The sequence below is a fragment of the Cyanobium sp. BA5m-10 genome, assembly GCF_024346255.1.
GTDB classification, from domain to species: Bacteria; Cyanobacteriota; Cyanobacteriia; order PCC-6307; family Cyanobiaceae; genus Cyanobium_A; species Cyanobium_A usitatum.
In genome coordinates, this window is sequence record NZ_JAGQCP010000004.1 from 1 (window position 1) to 17,144 (window position 17,144).

The window sequence follows — 17,144 nt, forward strand, 5'->3', positions numbered from 1 at the left end:
CTTCTCGGTAGCCGAGGGCATTGATGCCGATGGCCACGACCACCGCCCGCGATACCACCTGCATGTTCTGCCCCAGACGTCCGTGTAGGTAGGTGGCGTCGAGGTAGACGTAGGGGAAGCGGGCATGCTCAAGCGGCCGCTGCAGGAAGGCCTTGACCTGCTCATCGAGCCCCTGGCAGATGCGGCTCACCTCCGATTTGGAGATGCCGCTGGCGCCGCCCAATGCCTCCACCAGGGCATCAACCTTCCTGGTGGAGATGCCGCCGGTGTAGGCCTCCATAACCACGGCGTAGAGGGCCTTATCGACACGGCGGCGTGGCTCAAGCCAATCTGGAAAGAAGCTGCCCTGCCTCAGTTTTGGGATGGCCAGGCTGAGATCCCCCACCTGGGTGGTGAGCAGTCGCTGGCGGTAGCCGTTGCGGTGGGTGGATCGCTCATCGGGGCAGCGTTCATGGCGCGTGGCTCCAATGGCAGCGGAGACCTCGGCCTCCAGCAGATCCTGGAAGCCCCGGCGCACGATCTCAGGGATCAGGGCGCCAGCGGTGGTGCCCTCCATGAGCTGGCTCAGCTCGGAGGCGCCACTATGGGTAAGGGTCATGGTCTGTGTTCGGTTTGGTGGTAGTTCTCCGAACAGGGTCACAGACCGGCCCACCCATTGCCACAGCTGATGTCTGAGGGAGGCGAGCCGTCAGCCCCGGCTACGCCGGGGCTGATCCCCCCGAGTTACACCACTCCATGGGACGCCGCTCGGCAGCGTGATCAGTGGCTTCGGAGCGGGCCTGCAGATCGCGCAACCGTGCCGCCAATAGGGCAGTGCGGTTCATTGATTGGGGAACGTCCTGGGGGCCTGCTGCTGGCCTCGCTCATGGCGTCCCTGCATTATCGCGCACCTGGGCCCAGGCGCAAGGGGGCGACTAGGCCAGCGGGGGGATCGAAGGGGATCGGCCCAGCTAGCCCCTCAGCGCCTATCAGCGAGCACGGATCAGGCGGGTGCCGATGGTTGGCGGTTGGCCTGAAGGTTGGCGGTTGGTTCTTAGGTTGGCTGCCCTGCCAACCTTTACATCCCTTGCGCTGCAGGCGGTTTGGTGCTGAAGGTTGGTTGGTTGGTTGGTTGGCGGTTTTGAACGTGAAAAATGACTGAAAGCACAGTGAGCAGGAAAAACATCAAAAACAGCCAACCAACCAACCTTCAGGCCTACTTCCCTGTGAGGGACTTACTTTTTAAGGTTGGCTGCATCGCCAACCTTCAGCCAACCAACCAACCTTCAGGGCAGGGCACAGGTGGCCCGGTAGCTGACCGCTTGCCGCTTGCCCACCTCCACCTCCCCGTAGCCAGCAGCGGCCAGGGCTCGGGCGGCCTCGGCAAACGCTGCGGCGTCGGTTTCCTTCCTGGCCTTGGCGCTCAGCCTTACTGCCAGTTCCTTCCACCGGATCGGCGCGGCAACTGCTTCGGCCACCCGATGAACGGTGCGCATCAGCTGGCCCACGCCACCAGCTGCAACCTCGGCATGGAGCCCTAGCGCCCAGGCATCAAGGTGATCCACCAGGGCGGCGGCTTGCTCGATGGTGGCCTGTTCGATCAGGGCGCCGCTGTTTGCCTCCCCGGCGGCGATGCGCAGCAGGTGCAGGACACCGGCCACCCTGAGCACCTTGCCGGCCGACTTGCCGTAAAGCGCGGACTGGGCGCCGATGGTGGCTCCTAGGGCAGCCCGCTGCCGGTTCAGCTCGTAGTGAGCGAAGCTCTCAGCCGCTGCTGGTGCCAGCCGGTAGGTGTGGCGTGGCAGCCGATAGACGGCGCTGCAGGCGTCGGCCAGGGTTTGCGCTGCGGCTTCCACCTCTCCCACCTCGGCGGCGCTGGTGCTCATCGGCAGCGGTATGGCCCGCTCAGGCAGCGGCACAAACAGGAAGCGAGCCCACAGGCCTGAGGCGTCGCCATCGGCCACCAGCTGCCGCAGCACATCGGGTTGGGTGCTGCCCCAGATGCTCAGCTGGCTGCGGCTGTAGTGGCGGTCTCCCACGATCCGCAGGCTGCTGAGCCCGCTGCCGTCGAACAGCTCAAGCAACTGCTGCTCATCGGCTCCCCTGCCTCCCCGGTAGGCGTTCAGCGATCCGAATAGTCCGCTCAGTTCATCGCGGTTCACCAGCAGGCCCAGGCCGGCGGCCTCCTGTGTCTGCAGTTGTGCGGCCAGGGCCTCCCCGGTGAAGTCGGAAACGCTCAGGCGTTTAGGGGTTGGCGCGGCTGGCTTGGCCTCGCCTTTCTTCATCTCGCGGCACTCCTGTTCCCAGGCCGCGCGCTCGCGTTGGTTGGCGTGGGCCAGCTCAGCCCGAAGGCCAGCGGTTGGCGCTTCCACCAGCAGCCGACCGATAGGCGACTTCTTCGCCCCAGATCGCCCCACCAGGCAGGCGAACAGGTTTATGGGTACGCGGTAGCCAGCGACTGCGCAGCCCTCAACCTCGGTTCCCAACTTCACCAGGCCGGCCACTGTTGCCAGGAATGGCAGCACAGCCGATGGGCCACAGCAGGGCAGGTAGCGGGAGCGGGTTTCGATCGCTGCGGCAATGCTGGGGGGCAGCAGGTAGCCAGCACTGAGCAACTCGCCAATCTCTTGACGGTCGTGCTCGGCGGCGATCTGCTGCGCCTCAACGGCAACGGCCACTACCTGCAGTTGCTCGGCGCGGATCGCTTCGGCCATCCGCTGAACGTCGAATGATGCTTGTTCCGCTGCTGCGGCCAGCTCGGCCACCAGGGCGGCCAGATCAGCGCCGCCCATGCCTTCGCTGATCGCTTCGCGCAGTCGCTCGGCAACCTCAGCCATCGTTAGTAAACGGCTGTGCTTGGGCTCGGGCGCCTGGTGTTGTTTCCGCTTCGATTTGAGCGGAACCACCTTGTTATTGGTGGCGCTCCTGGCAAGGCTGAAACCGTGCTCACCCGCTATTGCCCAAAACGAAGCGGCCTCGCGGGTGCTGCTGCTGTGGAGCACTTGCTTGGCTGTAGCGCGGTCTGGCCACTTGCTGGCCAGCAGGTCGAGGGCCTGCTCCTCAGGCAGGCCAATCTCCGCCAGGGCGGCTGCGCAACCACATAGGGCACGGCGGCTGGGCTCGTAGGTGTTGCCCCCCACCACCCGCTCGGGGATGCAGGCTGCGGCGGCCTCGATCTCCTGCAGGGTGCGATGGGGCAGGCCTCGGGCTGGCGGTTTCGCGGGTGCTGCTGGCGGTGGGGTCAACAGCGAGGGCAGACAGGCTTCGATCTGCTCTGGGCTGTAGCGGGTGGCGCTGGTGTGCACCACTTCGGCCACCTTCCCGTTGGGCTGGCCGGTTTTCTTGTCGATGTAGGCGAAGCCAGGCAGCCGCATCAGGCGGGCTTCGTTCTTGCACTTCTGATCGGAGCCGCAATGGTCAATCAGCTGGGCCTGCAGCGGCCGCCACTGCGCTTTCTCCATGGCCTCGGTTAGCAGCCAGTAGCAGTGCACCGACTTGTTGCCTGTCAACAACTGGATGGTTGGCTCGGGCAACCCCAGCTCTAGCCAGGCCTGCAGTTGCCACTCGATCGGCCTGTCGTCCCATTCAGCAAACAACGCGGGGCAGCTCGTTACGTCCTCGTTCTCGACGCCGCCGGCCTTGCCTGATGCGGTGGTGCTGTTGCCGGTGACGAAGTAGATCGACTCACCCGCCTGGTTGTCGCGGGCCAGGGCCTGCAGGTCGAAGCCGTGTAGGTCTTTGCCCCTGCGGCTGCGGTTGGCTCCCTTGCCGTGCCGGACTGTGCGGAAGTAGGTCTGGCCGGGGTCTTTGCCCAGCAGCTGCAGAAACTGCTCTGCGGGGTGATTGGGCAGGGTCCGCTCAGGTTCGGCGGCGGCCTGTGCGTGATGGTCTAATGATCTCGAATTAGATTGCATTGCAGCAACGTCCCCAGACGGTTGCGGTTGGTTGATTGCCGGTCCCCTGCCGGCGACGCACTGGGCCTCCATCGGGGGCCCTTTGCGCTGGGCGGCGTTCATCAGGCCAGAACCCGGCGGCTGCGCTGAGCCAAGGCTGTTTCGCAGGCTTCGGCGTTCCAGAGCAGCGGCGGACGCTTCAGCCCTGCACCTACGGCGCGGTAGTGAACACCTGCTTTCAGAACGCCTTCAGCTCGGAGGCGGGCCAGGGTGGCGGGGGAAAGCCGAATCGCTTGGGCGGCTTCGGTGGTTGTGAGGGTGAAAGCCATGGTTAATAACGAGCTGTCCCGTTCAACCTATGGACCTCGTTTTTGCAGATTTAATCGGGCTTCTTCGGCTTTCCCCAGTTAGTGGAAAACCCTGAAACTAACTGCGGCGTCTAGTCGAAACCTGGGGATTCTTTATCCCTTGCTGTTTTAGTCGTCGCTGGGGAATTGTGGAAATCAGCGAGCCATCACCCGATCCCGCACGGTGGCCAGCAGCTTCGGTGCATCCAATCGGCGCCCATAAGTGGACAGGTGAACCTGGGGGCTGTGCCCCATCAGCTGCGCGCTCTCTCTGACATGGAGTCCCAACTGCAGGCCCAAGCGCAGGGCGAACGCATGGCGCAGCCCGTAGGGCGTCAGCTCGCGCGGCAGCTCGATCTCCATTGGCTGCCGATCCATCAGGCGGGCCAGCTGCTGGCCCAGCACCTCTCCTGGTGATCGAGCCGCCACCATCCCTGGCGGCAGGCCATGCTCCTGGAATCGCTGCACCAGATCAAAGCAATCAGCGGGCCAGTCTTCCGGCGGGACTGCCGGCACTGCTCTGGGACCGCTGGAGCCTTTGCTGCTGCGCTTGGTGCGAGTGACTTGGGCGAGGGGCAATCCCTCATCGGTCCGCAGCTCCAGGCCCTGCAGCTCTGCGGGGCGTAGCCCGAACGCGATCAGGCAATCCCAAGCCACCAGATCGGCGGGTGTGAGGCGATAGCTGCGCAGGAGTCTGGCGCGTAGTTCCTGAATCTCTGGATCGTTGAAAGCCCGCACACCTTCGGCAGCGGCAGCGGCCTTGCCATTGCCACGCATCGCCACGATGGTTTCCGGCCATTCCCAGCCGGCTTGCTTCCACAGGGCACGGATGCGGTCGTGGGCCATTTGCCGGGCCCTGCCGTTGGGCTCCCAGTTGCGCAGCACGGCCTCCAAAAGATCGCTTTCATCGGGCCAGGCCCTGGAGCCGGCCACCTCCACCAGCCGATTCAGATAGGGGAGGTAGGTGCGGTTCCAGGTGCTCATCCCAATGCGCTCGCCCACTAGGGCGGCCTTGAGCCGATCGGTGAGCCGCTGGAGTGTGGCCGGGGCCAGCTGCCCGGCTTTCCCTTCGGTTGGGAGAGCGTCGGGGTCGGGCCACCTCCAGGTCCCTGCAATCACCGAATCAAAAAGGGCGCAGGCTTCAGCCAGGGCGTCTTTGAACATGGCCGGCCCTGCGGGTGTGCTCAGCCAGGCGTCGCGGCGTCTTAGTGGGGCGTCGGCCGCCTCATCGGGTCGTGGCGGCAGCTCGGTGGAGCGGACCCTGAGGCGGTCGCCTTTCAGCTCAATGAACCAGCCAGATCGGCCTTGACGGTGCCGCTTGAAGGCCACGCTCAGGTCCGCCAACCATCCCAGTCGCTTTTGCCCCATTTCCCCCTCGGTGGGAAATCTGTGGGAAAAACTAGCCGACCCTGACGAATCCAGAGGGATTCTGGGCTATCTCGCAGAATGAGACGGCAAATAAAAAGCCAAGCCAGGACAGGGAGAAACCCTAGATCCCGCTTGGCTTTTGGTAACGCCCCCTGTTGGATTCGAACCAACGACCGGCTGCTTAGAAGGCAGCTGCTCTATCCGGCTGAGCTAAGGGAGCAGCCGTTGCCATGATCGCTCAGCAGGTGGGGGCCACACAACTGCTGCCCTGGCGCCAAAGTAGTTGTAGTGATCTTTTTTGAAATGCGGCTCGCCCTGCTTTTTTCTGCTGCTGGCCTGCTGGCCCTGGCGGCTCCCTTGGGCGCCCAGGCTGTGAGCTTGGATGAGGCCTGCGGCATATTTGCCGGCAAGCTCAGTGCCGCCCAGGCTGCGGGTGATACCCAAAAAGCCCAGAAGATCTATCAAGAGGGCTCAGCGCGCATCGCCTCGAGGTTCAACGGTGCCAGCTGCCCGAACGTCAAGCCACCAACCCCCTAAACCTGCTGGCTCTTTAGGCCTACACTGGTCTGCTGCGCAACTCTCGCCCCATGGCTGCCACCCGGCTCACTGACAGCCAGAAGATCGAGATCGTGGCTCGCTACCGCGCTGGTGAAGTCAGCGCCGAACTGGCAGAGGCCTATGGCTGCAGCACCAACACGGTGAGCCGCGTGGTGAAGGCTGGTCTAGATCCAGCTGAATACGAGCAGCTCAAGCAGCAACGCATTCGGCCGCTCAAAGTTTCACAAGAACAACCTGCTCTAGAACCAGCTGCTCCAGAACAAGCCGCTTCAGAACTAGCTCCATCAGAGCCTGAACTCTTGGAGCCTGAACCCCTAGAGCCTGAACCCCCTGCGCTTGAGCTGGCAGAGCCTGAGCTGCCAGAGCCGGCCGGCGACGACGAAGACCATGCGGTGCTGGCAATCGATGACGCCGATGATTTTGGCGATGACGCCAATGAACTCGACTTCGCTGACGACGACCTAGCCGACCAGTTTGTGGCCGTGCCGCTGTTGCTGGTGGATCACGTTGGTGAGCTGGCCCAATGCCAGCCGCTCGCAGATGCGCCCCTTCCAGCCAGCGTCTACATGCTGGTGGACAAAACAGTGGAGCTCCAAGCCAAGCCGCTCAAGGACTTCCCCGAACTTGGCCAGTTACCCGATGGCGAAGAGGAGCGGCAGGCCCTGATGGTGTTTGCTAATCCCCGCCAGGCCAAACGCCACTGCGGCCGCACCCAGCGGGTGATCAAGGTGCCAGACACTCGCATCCTGGAGCGCACGGCGCCCTACTTGATCGCCCAGGGCATCAGCCGGGTTGTGATGGAGGGCAGCCTCTACTCTTTGCCAGGCAGTTAATCGGCCAGGCAGTTAATTGACAGTCAGTTAATTGCCAGGCAGTTAATCACCGGGCAGTTGCTCGTTGCGGGGGGCGAGCAGGGCGGCGCTGCAGCCGCCACTGAGTACGCCAATTACTAGAGCAATTCCCACCAGAAAACCGGCTGGCAGAGGGGTGCTGCGGGCAAAGCCCAAGTTGAGGCTGGGGCGCTGGTCGAGGTTTTGAGCACCCAGGCAGAGAATCGCGAGCAGCAAGCCACCGCCCAGCAGGCTGGATGCAAGCAGGCGCAGGCGCAAGACCATCAGGGCAACAGGAGAACTCTCTGGCGGCAGTCTGCCCGGTCAGGACTCCTGGTGCAGCAGGGCGTAAAGCTCCCGCTTGCTGTGGCCGGTGCGCTCGGCCAGCAGCTTGGCGGCGGCGTTGCTGCTGTGGCCGGCCCGCTGCAGCTCCTGGAGCTCGGCGCTGAGGGCAGCGCTATCCCAGGCCAGGGGCTCTGGCGGCAGGGCGCCTGCCAACACCAGGGTGCATTCCCCCTGGGGCGGCGTGCGGCGGAAGTGTTCGATGGCTGCGCTCACGCTGGGGCCCACCTGCTCTTCGTGCTTTTTGGTGAGTTCGCGGGCGACGCGCAGGGGCCGATCACCCAGCACCGCCAGCAGATCGTCGAGCAGATCGAGCAGCCGGTGCGGGGCTTCAAACAGCACCATGGTGCGCTGCTCAGCTTGCAATTCCTGCAGTCGCTGACGGCGCTGGTTGGTCTTGGGCGGCAGGAAGCCCTCAAAGCAGAAGCGGCCGCACGGCAGGCCACTGCTCACCAGCGCGGTGGTGACGGCGCTGGGGCCGGGGATGCAGATCACGTTGTGCCCAGCCGTGCGGGCGGCCGCCACCAGCACCTCGCCAGGATCGGAGATGCCCGGCAGCCCGGCGTCACTGATCACGGCCAGGGCTTCGCCGGCGGCGAGGGCCGCGAGTAGTTCGGGGATGCGGGCGGTTTGGTTGTGGGCGTGGAAGCTCACCAGCCGCGGCCCCTGCTCCTTATGGCGTAGGCCGAGTTGATGCAGCAGCAGGCCGCTGCGGCGGGTGTCTTCGCAGGCGATGCGCTGCACGCCGGCGAGCACCTGGCGGGCGCGGGGTGAGAGGTCGGCCAGGTTGCCGATGGGGGTGCCCACCAGGTAGAGCACGCCGGGGGCGGGTTCGGGGGCTTGCACGGCTTGGGGTGGGCTCCTGCAAAATGCTGAGCCCTGCCCACCCATGATGCCGGCTGCCCTCCCCCTGCCCTCAGGCATTGCGCTCGAAGGCTTGCTTGTGGAGCTGCGGCGGCTTAGCTGGGGCGCGGCAGACATCCTGCTGGCCTACGGCCGCGTCGAGCAGCCCCCCTATGGCTTCCCGCCGGCGTTGAGCGTGGATGAGGGCGGCGAGGGTCCGGTGAGTGCGGCGGATCTGGCGGTGAACCAGTGGTTGCTGGAGGGCCTGGCCGCAGCCTTCCCCATGGCCGCGTGGACCGTGCTGAGCGAGGAAACCGCCAAGGAGCAGCTCACTGAAGGCGAGCCCCTGGCGGCGGAGTGGCTGTGGATCCTCGATCCCCTCGATGGCACTAAAGACTTTCTGCAGGGCACGGGCGAATATGCGGTGCATCTGGCCCTGGTGCACGGCGGCGAGCCGGTGCTGGGGGTGGTGCTGCTGCCGGAGCTGGAGGAGCTGTGGCTGGGCGTGATGCCGGGGTTGGCGGGTTCGGCAGGAGAGGCCTGGTGCGAAAACCGCGCTGGTGTGCGCTCGCCCGTGCGCTTCAGCGGCCGCCGCGCCCTGGGGGAGCTGGTGCTGGTAGCCAGCCGCAACCACCGCGACCAGCGGCTCGAGCAGCTGCTTGCGGCCCTGGCCCTGGGCGACACCAAGGCGATCGGCAGCGTGGGCGGCAAGGTGGCCACGATCCTGCGCGGCGAGACGGATCTCTATATCTCCCTGTCGGGCAAGAGCGCCCCGAAGGATTGGGATATGGCTGCTCCTGAGGCGGTGTTGCGCGCCGCCGGTGGCGCTTTCAGCCATGCCGATGGCCGCGCCCTGGCCTACAACAGCGGTGACGTACGCCAGGCCGGCTGTCTAATCGCCAGCCACGGCCTAGCCCACGCCGAATTGTGCGAAGAGGCGGCGGCTGCGATGGCTGTGATTGATCCTGGTTTTGTTGTTTGAGGGCCAGAGGGTGATTGCTGGAGGGGAGTGGTCGTTTTTTGCTGGTGGACTTAGCTAGGGCTTAGCCCGCCTCGAAAAATGTTGTTTGACCCTCCCTGGTCTTCAGTTTTTAGTTGGCGCTAAGGCGAGCTCATTCATGCGCTGGTTTCCAACAAAAAAGCCGGCCTTGCAGGGCCGGCTCTAAGTGCTCGAGGCCAAATTTAGAAAGGGCTAGTTAGCCGCCCTCCCTTTCAATCACTCCGGTGCAGGGGCTTCGCTTTGGGGCACACCGCGCAGGGTGAGGTTGATGCGGCCGCGGTTGTCGATTTCGCGTACGCGCACGGTTACCTGATCACCCACATTCACCACATCTTCCACCTTCTCTACTCGGGCTTCGGAGAGTTGGGAGATGTGAATCATCCCTTCCTTGCCGGGCAGGATCTCCACGAAGGCACCGATCGGGATCACGCGGGTTACGGCACCGCTGAATACCTCGCCTTCGCTGATGCGACGGGTGAGGCCTTCGATGATGCGCTGGGCCTCTTCGGCGGCAGCGCCATCGTGGCTGGCAATCGTGACGATGCCGCCATCTTCGATGTCGATCTTGGTGTTGGTGCGCTCTGTGATGCCCTTGATCGTGCGGCCGCCGGGGCCGATCACGGTGCCGATCAGTTCCGGATCAATGCGGAAGCTGAGCAGGCGTGGGGCGTGGGGCGACATGGTGTCGCGGGGCTTGTCGATCGCCTCGAGCATCTTCTCGAGGATGTGCAGCCTGGCAGGGCGAGCCTGGTTAACGGCTTCAGCCACGGTTTTCATATCTAGACCCGTGATCTTCATGTCCATCTGCAGGGCGGTGATGCCCTTTTCGGTGCCGGCCACCTTGAAGTCCATGTCGCCAAGGAAATCTTCGATGCCTTGGATGTCGGTGAGGATGCGCACCTCCTCGCCCTCCTTGATCAGGCCCATGGCGGCTCCGCTCACTGGTGCCTTAAGGGGCACGCCCGCATCCATCAGGGCGAGGGTGCTGCCGCACACCGAACCCATCGAGGTGGAGCCGTTTGAGCTGAGGCACTCCGACACCACGCGCAGCACGTAGGGGAAGGACTCCTTGTTGGGCAGCACGGGCACAATCGCCCGTTCAGCCAGGGCGCCGTGGCCAATTTCGCGGCGGCCGGGGGAGCGCATCGGCTTGGTTTCGCCGGTGGAGTAGGGGGGGAAGTTGTAGTGGTGGAGGTAGTGCTTCTCGGTGGACGGGTTGAGGTCGTCCATTTCCTGGGAGTCGCTCGGGGTGCCGAGGGTGGCGCAGGAGAGCACCTGGGTGAGGCCGCGCTGGAACAACGCTGAGCCGTGCACCCGCTTGGGCAGTACGCCGGCCGCGGCGCTGATCGGCCGCACTTCATCAAGGTTGCGGCCATCGACACGCTTGCCCTCCTGGAGGATCTGGGCGCGCATCAGCTTTTTGGTCAGGTCCTTGTAGCTGTTGCCCAGGGCCTTGCCGCTGGAAGCGGAGCGAATCGGGTCGTCTTCGGCTAGGGCGGAGATCTTCTGGCTCACTTCGGCCTTGATGGCGTCGAGCTTCTCGTCGCGTTCGGTTTTGGTTTGGGAGAACTGCTTGAGCACCTCACCAATGCCACCGGCACATTCCTTTTCAAGGAAGTTGGGCAGGGTGGGGTCGATGACCTGAGGTTCGGGGATCACCTGCTCGATGCCGAGCTCCTTGAGCAGGTTTTGCTGCGCCTTGATCAGTTCGCACACCGCTTCGTAGCCGAAGTCGATCGCTTCGATCACGTCTTGCTCGGGCAGCTGGTTGGCACCGGCTTCCACCATCACCACGCCCTGGGGCGTGCCAGCTACCACCAGATCAAGCTCGCTGCGCTCGATTTCACGGAAGCTCGGGTTGAGCACGAAGTCGTCGCCGAGCAGACCCACCCGCACGGTGGCCATGGGGCCATAGAAGGGAATGCCGGCCAGCAGGGTTGCCATCGAGGCGCCGGTGACTGCGAGCACATCGGGTGGCACGCGCTCATCGAGGGAGAGGCAGGTGGCCACGATCTGGATGTCGTCGCGCATCCAGCTGGGGAATAGGGGCCGGATCGGCCGATCGATCAGGCGGCAGGTGAGAATCGCTCGCTCAGAGGGACGGCCTTCGCGACGGAAAAAGCTGCCAGGGATGCGCCCAGCGGCGTAGAGACGCTCTTCGTAATCGCAGGTTAGGGGCAGAAAATCGATGCCTGGGCGACCGCCGGAGCGGGTGGCGGTGACCAAAACCGAGGTATCACCACACTCAACCATCACCGAGCCCCCAGCCTGGGGGGCGAAACGACCGGTGGTCAGCCGGATCTCCCGACCATCGAAGGAGATCGACTGAGTTTGTCCTTGCACGTGCGCTTATGTCCTGTTGTTGTCAGGGACCATTCTCGCATTTAGGCAGTTACTACTGGGGCATCCTTCGCTTTTTATCGCGTTTATGGGCTTTCTTGGCCATAAAAAAAGCGCCCGTAGGCGCCTTGGGAATCTTTGGCTGATTACCAGGAAGACTTGACCACTCCAGGCAGCTCACCCTTGTGGGCACGCTCGCGCAGCTGGTTGCGGCACAGACCGAAATCGCGGTAGTAGCCCCGGGGCTTGCCGGTGGCCCAGCAGCGGTTGCGTACGCGGTTGGGAGCGCTGTTGCGGGGCAGCAGCTGGATTTTACGGTGGATTTCCAGACGCTCCATGGGACCTGCAGCGGCGTCGAAGGCTGCCTTGAGGGCAGAGCGTTTGGCGGCAAAACGCTCAACGATCTTCTTGCGCTTGACATCGCGCGCAATCATCGACTTCTTCGCCATGCGGCCTGAACTGCGATCGGATAAGTGCTTTCAATCTTACCTTGCGGCGGTGAGGCTCAGCGCCCAAGCAGCTGCTGCACGACCGGCAGCTGGGAGGTGTCCTTGACGATCAGCACCACGCTCAAGCCCACCAGGAAGACAAAGCCCGACTGCATGAAAGCCATCTGAAAGCGCTCGGGCAGGGGCTTACCCCGCAGGCCCTCGAGCAGCAGAAACACGAACTGACCGCCATCGAGCAGGGGTAGCGGCAGGGCATTGAGCACCGCCAGGTTGATTGAGATCAAGGCGGTGAAGATGAACAGGCTGCTGCCGCCCTGCTTGGCCAGCGACGCCCCCATTTCCACAATTTTTACGGGGCCAGATACTTGGCCGGCGGTCTCGCCGAAGTGGGTGGCGAGGGTCACGAACCCTTCCACGGTGCGGCTGGTGAGAGCGGCGAAGTCGTGGTTGGCCTGGCGGAAGGGCTCCAGGGGCGTGCGGGCGGGGCGGAAGGCCTCGGTGCCATTTGGTTGCAGCTGGGCGCCGATGCGGCCAACGCCGCCGAGATCGGCGGGGGTGAGATCTAGAGGCAGGGTTTGGCCGTTGCGCTCGGCTTCGAGGCGCAGGGTTTGCTCGGGGGCGGCCTTGATGCGCTCCACCAAGGCGGCAACGGCGCTTTGGCCGCCGCCCAGATCGCTGCCATTGAGGCTCAAGATGCGGTCGCCCGGCTGGAGGCCGGCAGCAGCAGCGGCTAGGCCGGGTTGCACGCCACTCACCAGCACGCCGGGGCTGGCGCTGAAACCGGCGGGTATGCCGAGCACTAGGCCCTGGCCGAGTAGCACCGCATAGGCGAGCACCAAGTTGGCCAACACGCCGGCGGCGATCACCAGGGCCCGCTGGGCTAGGGGCCGGTTGCTCAGCAGGTTGGGGTCGTTTTTGGGGATGGGGCTGTCTTCATCGTCATCGGGAAAGGCCACGAAGCCGCCCAGGGGAATGGCCCTTAGGGCGAATTGCACACCGCGGCGCTGGCGCTCGATCAGCACCGGCCCAAAGCCGATCGAAAAGCTGCTGACGCGGATTCCCTGCAAGGTGGCGGCAAAGAAATGCCCCGCCTCGTGCACCACGATCAGCCCCGCCAGGATCGCCAGTGCTGTGAGAACGCCCATCCAGGCCCCGCTATTTATGCATCCATTGTGCTGGGTTTGCTTGGGGCCAGGGGGGCGGCATGCACGCTTAAACGCTGAACTAAGTCTTGGCTAAGTCCAGTTGCTGCGGCCGTGTGTTCCCCCGCCGAATCCGGGCCGTGGCAGCAGCAGCTCGACCCTTAAGATCCCGCCTCAGCAGTAGTTGTTTTTACCCATATGACGCGCTATTTGAGTGCCCTGATCTGCGCCACCTTGCTGCAACTGCCCGCCGCAGCAGAGCAGGAAGCAGTGCAAGAAGCAGTGCAAGAAGCCCAAACCGAGGCGCTGGCCACTGAGGCCCAGAACCCGATCTCGAATTTGGTCAGTGTTCCGTTTCAGTACAACCTCACTCCGGGCATTGGGCCCAATGAAGACCAAACCCAGAGCCTGCTGAATATTCAGCCAGTGGTGCCGTTTTCGCTCAGCCCGAATCTCACTTTGGTGACCCGCACGATTCTGCCGGTGCTGAGCCAGCCGACGGCAACGGGCATTCAAAATGGCATCGGCGATCTCAACCCCAGCTTCTTCTTCGTGCCCAAGGGCAGGGGCGCTTGGACCTTTGGTTTTGGCCCCACGCTTGTATTACCAACGGCTAGCGATAGCAGCCTGGGCCGGGGTAAGTGGTCTGCGGGGCCGGCGGCGGTGGCGGTGTACAGCAAGGGCCCCTGGGTGGCTGGGGCGCTGGTGAACAACGTCTGGTCGTTTGCGGGCAAAAGCGATCGCAGCTCGGTGAGTGCTTTCCTGCTGCAGCCCTTCATTAACTTCAACCTGCCCCACGGCTGGTATCTGGTGACCTCGCCGATCATCACCGCCAACTGGCGGGCGACCAGTGGCGACCAGTGGATTCTGCCTGTGGGCGGCGGTGTGGGCCGCTTGTTTCGCATCGGCAAGCAACCGATCAATGCGTCGCTGCAGGCTTATGCAAATGTGGTGAATCCTGATCTTTTCGGTGATGTCACGATCCGGGCCCAGATTCAGTTTTTGTTCCCGAAGTAGGTGAGGCGGCTCCGTCACTGTGCCTAGATACGCGGCCTAGATACGCGCGATTAGCTGAACCCTCAGTCAATCGTCCATGCCTATCTACCCTGGCAGGCTCGATGAGTATTCCCTGCGCTCGTTATCGAGTACCTGGTATATCAGCCGGGGCTGAATGTTGATGCGCCGTGAGTAGGCGCCGCTCAGATCACCAACAAGGGCTTCGTAGGGCGGTGGCCATGCCTTCAAGGATCGATTCGCCCATCCCTGGAATCGACCCCTGCTGCAGCAAGCTGGTTTGGAGCATGAGGTGCCGGTCACGGGCACTCCTGCCCAAGGGGCGCTCCATCGACTGACGCCAGCTGGTCGGCAAAAGCATCATCATGCTGCCTGCAAAAACCGGATTCGAAGCTCCGCATTTTCCGCATTAAGATGCCGCTGTTTACCGTATTAGTGAGCCTGAGTGCCTGTCTACAGCCCCCGGATCGTGGATGGTGAACTGCGGGAGCTGTTGGAATCCGCAGGTGCTGTGGTGATCGAAGGGCCTAAGGCCTGCGGCAAGACGATGACGGCCTCGCAGCAATCCGCCTCCCGCGTGCTGCTCGACATCGACCAGGCCGCGCGGCAGGCCCTGGCGGTGGAGCCGAGGCTGGTGCTGGAAGGAGCAAGGCCGCGACTTCTGGATGAGTGGCAGGTGGCACCCGAGCTCTGGAATCAGGTGCGCAGGGCCGTCGATGCCTCCGATCAACCCGGCCAGTTTCTGCTCACCGGCTCAGCGGTGCCGGCGGAAGATGCCAGCCGCCACACCGGCGCCGGCCGTTTCGGGTTCCTGCGCATGCGGCCAATGAGCTTGTTCGAATCCGGAGTTTCCAACGGCGCCGTGTCGCTGCGTCAGCTGTTTGCTGGCGAGGTGCAGGCCGTGGCGGATCCAGGGCTGAGCGTGCAGGATCTCGGTGCGCTGATTGCCCGCGGCGGCTGGCCGGCGCAGCAGGGCAGGCCCCTGAAAGCGGCGAGCCGGGCCGCCCGCGACTACCTCGTGCAGGTGCGGCAGGTTGACATCAGCCGAGTGGATCGCCGCCGCGATCCAGCCAGGGTGGGGGCACTGTTGCGCTCTCTCGGACGCCATTGCGCCACTGAGGCCAGGCTTTCAACACTGGCCGCCGATGCCGGTGGCGCCGATGGCGCCCTGGATGAGCGCACCGTGACGGATTACCTGCAGGCGTTGGAGCAGCTGATGGTGATCGAAGATCAGCCCGCCTGGGCTCCCCATCTGCGTTCGAGGGCGCGGCTGCGCAAGGCCCCAAAGCGTCATTTCGTCGACCCATCGCTGGCGCTGGCGGCCAGCGGGGCTGCTGCGGAGCGATTGCTCGAGGATTTTGAGTGGTTCGGGCAGTTGTTCGAATCACTGGTGATCCGCGATTTGCGCGTGCTCAGCCAACCCCTGGAAGGAGAGGTATTGCACTACCGCGATGACTACGGGGTGGAGGCGGATGCGATCGTGCAGCTGCGCGATGGGCGCTGGGGCGCCATCGAGATCAAGCTCGGCGAGGGGCAGGTTGACCAGGCCGCCGCCAACCTCAAGCGCTTCTCAGAGCAGATCGACAGCCAACGCTCGGGGGCACCGGCGTTTCTGGCCGTGATCTGCGGCAAGGGGTACGGCTATCGCCGGACCGATGGGGTTGTGGTGGTGCCGGTCGGTGCCCTTGGGCCGTAGCCATCCCCTTGGGTGTTCAGGTGTTGGTCACGGTGCGCTATCCCCCACCCTCACCCCGCGCTGATCGTGTCACCACCGAAGTAAGGCACTAGGGCAGCGGGTAGGCGCACGGAGCCATCGGCCTCCTGGCCGGTTTCGAGCAGGGCGGCCATGGTGCGGCCGATGGCGAGGCCGCTGCCGTTGAGGGTGTGGAGCAGGCGGGTGTTTTTGCCATCTTTGAAGCGGATGGCGGAGCGGCGGGACTGGAAGTCGTTGCACACCGAACAGCTGGAGATCTCGCGGTAGGAGCCGGCGCCGGGCAGCCATACCTCGAGGTCGTAGGTGCGGGCGGCGGAGAAGCCCATATCACCGGTGCAGAGCTCGATCTTGCGGTAGGGCAGCTCGAGGGCTTCCAGCACGGCTTCCGCGTCAGCGGTGATTTGTTGGTGGGCGGCGGCGGAGTGGTCGGGATGGCAAAACCAGTAGAGCTCCACCTTGTTGAACTGGTGCAGGCGGATCAGGCCGCGGGTGTCGCGGCCGTAGCTGCCGGCTTCGCGGCGGAAGCAGGGGGTGTAGGCGGCGTATTTGAGCGGCAGCTGCTCGGCGGGAATCACCTCGTCGCGGTGCAGGGAGGTGATTGGCACCTCGGCGGTGGGGGTAAGCCAGAGGTCGTCGTCGGCGCAGCGGAAGCTCTCCTCGGCGAATTTGGGCAGCTGGCCCGAACCGGTGAGGCTGGCGGAATTCACCAGGATCGGCGGCATCACCTCCCGGTAGCCCTTGGCGGTGTGCAGATCGAGCATGAAGCTGATCAGGGACCGCTCCAGGCGGGCGCCAGCGCCCATCAGGGTGATGAAACGGCTCTGGGCGATGCGCACGGAGCGCTCGGTTTCAAATAGGCCGAGCCGCTCGCCGATCTGCCAGTGCTCCTGCAGGCCGTCTTCTACCCGGGGTCTGCCCCAACGCTTGATCTCGATGTTGTCGGCTTCGCTGCGACCATCAGGGGCCTCGGGCGAGGGCAGGTTGGGCAGGGCCGATAGGGCATCGCGCAGCTGCAGCTCTAGGGCTTTTTCCTGCTCCTCGAGGGCGGCCACCTGCTGCTTGATGGCGTTGCCCTGATCGCGCAGGGCCTGCACTTCGGGGCTGTTTGGGGCAGATCCGCCCTGGATCAGCTGCCCCACGGCCTTGCCGATGCGGTTGCCCTCGGCTTGAAAGTTGCTGCGCTGCTCCTCGAGATCGCGCTCTTGGCGGGCGATTTGCTGAAGAGGAGCGAGGTCTAGCGCCATGCCCCGACGGGCCAGCTGGGTGGTGATCAGCTCAGGGCTGTCGCGCAGGAGGCGCTGGTCGAGCACGGGGGCGGGGCGGTT

Annotated in this window: 17 protein-coding genes and 1 tRNA gene; 5 read left to right on the top strand and 13 right to left on the bottom strand. The window is 64.3% G+C overall.

Features of this window, described 5'->3' with window-relative positions:
* The 6 genes from KBY85_RS02645 to KBY85_RS02670 form a co-directional block, all read right to left on the bottom strand.
* A partial coding sequence (locus KBY85_RS02645; protein ID WP_396121804.1) for a transposase occupies window positions 1-598 on the bottom strand: 598 nt, incomplete at its 3' end.
* A 100-nt stretch (window positions 599-698) separates the two neighbouring features.
* Window positions 699-824 carry a hypothetical protein gene (locus KBY85_RS02650; RefSeq protein WP_254960006.1) on the bottom strand — a complete coding sequence of 42 codons (126 nt, stop codon included), beginning with the start codon at window positions 822-824 and terminating at the stop codon, window positions 699-701.
* Window positions 825-1,265: 441 nt separating this feature from the next.
* Window positions 1,266-3,995: a DUF3987 domain-containing protein gene (locus tag KBY85_RS02655; RefSeq protein ID WP_254960007.1), complete on the bottom strand. Its 2,730-nt coding sequence runs from the start codon at window positions 3,993-3,995 to the stop codon at window positions 1,266-1,268.
* Window positions 3,995-4,201 (bottom strand): helix-turn-helix domain-containing protein, encoded by a 207-nt coding sequence (locus KBY85_RS02660; RefSeq protein ID WP_254960009.1) that lies wholly within the window; start codon window positions 4,199-4,201, stop codon window positions 3,995-3,997. Before KBY85_RS02660 ends, KBY85_RS02655 begins: the two co-directional genes overlap by 1 nt.
* A gap of 174 nt (window positions 4,202-4,375) precedes the next feature.
* The gene (locus tag KBY85_RS02665; RefSeq protein ID WP_254960010.1) at window positions 4,376-5,548 is read right to left on the bottom strand and encodes a site-specific integrase; all 1,173 of its coding nucleotides are present in this window, start codon (window positions 5,546-5,548) and stop codon (window positions 4,376-4,378) included.
* A gap of 185 nt (window positions 5,549-5,733) precedes the next feature.
* A tRNA-Arg gene (locus KBY85_RS02670) sits at window positions 5,734-5,807 on the bottom strand.
* A gap of 68 nt (window positions 5,808-5,875) precedes the next feature.
* Here KBY85_RS02670 and KBY85_RS02675 point away from each other — a divergent pair.
* Both KBY85_RS02675 and KBY85_RS02680 read left to right on the top strand, forming a co-directional pair.
* Window positions 5,876-6,124, top strand: a complete 249-nt coding sequence (locus KBY85_RS02675; protein ID WP_254931169.1) for a hypothetical protein — start codon at window positions 5,876-5,878, stop codon at window positions 6,122-6,124.
* A 50-nt stretch (window positions 6,125-6,174) separates the two neighbouring features.
* On the top strand, window positions 6,175-6,978 hold the full coding sequence (locus KBY85_RS02680; protein WP_254960012.1) for a hypothetical protein: 804 nt from the start codon (window positions 6,175-6,177) through the stop codon (window positions 6,976-6,978).
* 42 nt (window positions 6,979-7,020) lie between these two features.
* Here the strand turns inward: KBY85_RS02680 and KBY85_RS02685 are convergent, their stop codons facing one another.
* Window positions 7,021-7,260 carry a hypothetical protein gene (locus KBY85_RS02685; RefSeq protein WP_106502124.1) on the bottom strand — a complete coding sequence of 80 codons (240 nt, stop codon included), beginning with the start codon at window positions 7,258-7,260 and terminating at the stop codon, window positions 7,021-7,023.
* A 39-nt stretch (window positions 7,261-7,299) separates the two neighbouring features.
* Window positions 7,300-8,208, bottom strand: coding sequence for a 16S rRNA (cytidine(1402)-2'-O)-methyltransferase (gene rsmI, locus KBY85_RS02690; RefSeq protein ID WP_254931167.1), 909 nt, complete (start codon window positions 8,206-8,208; stop codon window positions 7,300-7,302).
* Here rsmI and KBY85_RS02695 point away from each other — a divergent pair.
* The gene (locus tag KBY85_RS02695) at window positions 8,207-9,142 is read left to right on the top strand and encodes a 3'(2'),5'-bisphosphate nucleotidase CysQ (protein WP_254960013.1); all 936 of its coding nucleotides are present in this window, start codon (window positions 8,207-8,209) and stop codon (window positions 9,140-9,142) included. The two genes, rsmI and KBY85_RS02695, sit on opposite strands and share 2 nt — an antisense overlap.
* Window positions 9,143-9,376: 234 nt before the next feature.
* Here KBY85_RS02695 and KBY85_RS02700 read toward each other — a convergent pair whose 3' ends face one another.
* The 3 genes from KBY85_RS02700 to rseP all read right to left on the bottom strand — a co-directional run bounded on the left by KBY85_RS02700 (window position 9,377) and on the right by rseP (window position 13,094).
* Window positions 9,377-11,503 carry a polyribonucleotide nucleotidyltransferase gene (locus KBY85_RS02700; protein WP_254931165.1) on the bottom strand — a complete coding sequence of 709 codons (2,127 nt, stop codon included), beginning with the start codon at window positions 11,501-11,503 and terminating at the stop codon, window positions 9,377-9,379.
* A gap of 143 nt (window positions 11,504-11,646) precedes the next feature.
* Window positions 11,647-11,949, bottom strand: a complete 303-nt coding sequence (gene rpsN, locus KBY85_RS02705; protein ID WP_254960014.1) for a 30S ribosomal protein S14 — start codon at window positions 11,947-11,949, stop codon at window positions 11,647-11,649.
* A 56-nt stretch (window positions 11,950-12,005) separates the two neighbouring features.
* A complete protein-coding gene (gene rseP, locus KBY85_RS02710; protein WP_254931163.1) occupies window positions 12,006-13,094 on the bottom strand; it encodes an RIP metalloprotease RseP in 1,089 nt (362 codons plus the stop codon).
* 195 nt (window positions 13,095-13,289) lie between these two features.
* Between rseP and KBY85_RS02715 the strand changes: the two genes are divergently transcribed.
* Window positions 13,290-14,108, top strand: coding sequence for a neuromedin U (locus tag KBY85_RS02715; protein WP_254960015.1), 819 nt, complete (start codon window positions 13,290-13,292; stop codon window positions 14,106-14,108).
* An 84-nt stretch (window positions 14,109-14,192) separates the two neighbouring features.
* On the opposite strand, the gene KBY85_RS02720 is transcribed toward KBY85_RS02715, so the two are convergent.
* On the bottom strand, window positions 14,193-14,336 hold the full coding sequence (locus tag KBY85_RS02720; protein ID WP_254931161.1) for a type II toxin-antitoxin system YoeB family toxin: 144 nt from the start codon (window positions 14,334-14,336) through the stop codon (window positions 14,193-14,195).
* 214 nt (window positions 14,337-14,550) lie between these two features.
* Here KBY85_RS02720 and KBY85_RS02725 point away from each other — a divergent pair, with 214 nt between their 5' ends.
* A complete protein-coding gene (locus KBY85_RS02725; protein WP_254960016.1) occupies window positions 14,551-15,801 on the top strand; it encodes an ATP-binding protein in 1,251 nt (416 codons plus the stop codon).
* 50 nt (window positions 15,802-15,851) lie between these two features.
* On the opposite strand, the gene serS is transcribed toward KBY85_RS02725, so the two are convergent.
* Window positions 15,852-17,129 (bottom strand): serine--tRNA ligase, encoded by a 1,278-nt coding sequence (gene serS / locus KBY85_RS02730; RefSeq protein ID WP_254960018.1) that lies wholly within the window; start codon window positions 17,127-17,129, stop codon window positions 15,852-15,854.
* Between the last annotated feature and the right edge of the window lie 15 nt (window positions 17,130-17,144).

Excerpts from the sequence above, each read along its gene's own strand:
- KBY85_RS02660 (WP_254960009.1), bottom strand. The coding sequence starts at position 4,201 with ATGGCTTTCACCCTCACAACCACCGAAGCCGCCCAAGCGATTCGGCTT.
- KBY85_RS02680 (WP_254960012.1), top strand. The coding sequence starts at position 6,175 with ATGGCTGCCACCCGGCTCACTGACAGCCAGAAGATCGAGATCGTGGCT.
- KBY85_RS02695 (WP_254960013.1), top strand. The coding sequence starts at position 8,207 with ATGATGCCGGCTGCCCTCCCCCTGCCCTCAGGCATTGCGCTCGAAGGC.
- rseP (WP_254931163.1), bottom strand. The coding sequence starts at position 13,094 with ATGGGCGTTCTCACAGCACTGGCGATCCTGGCGGGGCTGATCGTGGTG.
- rsmI (WP_254931167.1), bottom strand. The coding sequence starts at position 8,208 with ATGGGTGGGCAGGGCTCAGCATTTTGCAGGAGCCCACCCCAAGCCGTG.
- KBY85_RS02655 (WP_254960007.1), bottom strand. The coding sequence starts at position 3,995 with ATGAACGCCGCCCAGCGCAAAGGGCCCCCGATGGAGGCCCAGTGCGTC.
- rpsN (WP_254960014.1), bottom strand. The coding sequence starts at position 11,949 with ATGGCGAAGAAGTCGATGATTGCGCGCGATGTCAAGCGCAAGAAGATC.
- KBY85_RS02685 (WP_106502124.1), bottom strand. The coding sequence starts at position 7,260 with ATGGTCTTGCGCCTGCGCCTGCTTGCATCCAGCCTGCTGGGCGGTGGC.
- KBY85_RS02715 (WP_254960015.1), top strand. The coding sequence starts at position 13,290 with ATGACGCGCTATTTGAGTGCCCTGATCTGCGCCACCTTGCTGCAACTG.
- KBY85_RS02650 (WP_254960006.1), bottom strand. The coding sequence starts at position 824 with ATGAACCGCACTGCCCTATTGGCGGCACGGTTGCGCGATCTGCAGGCC.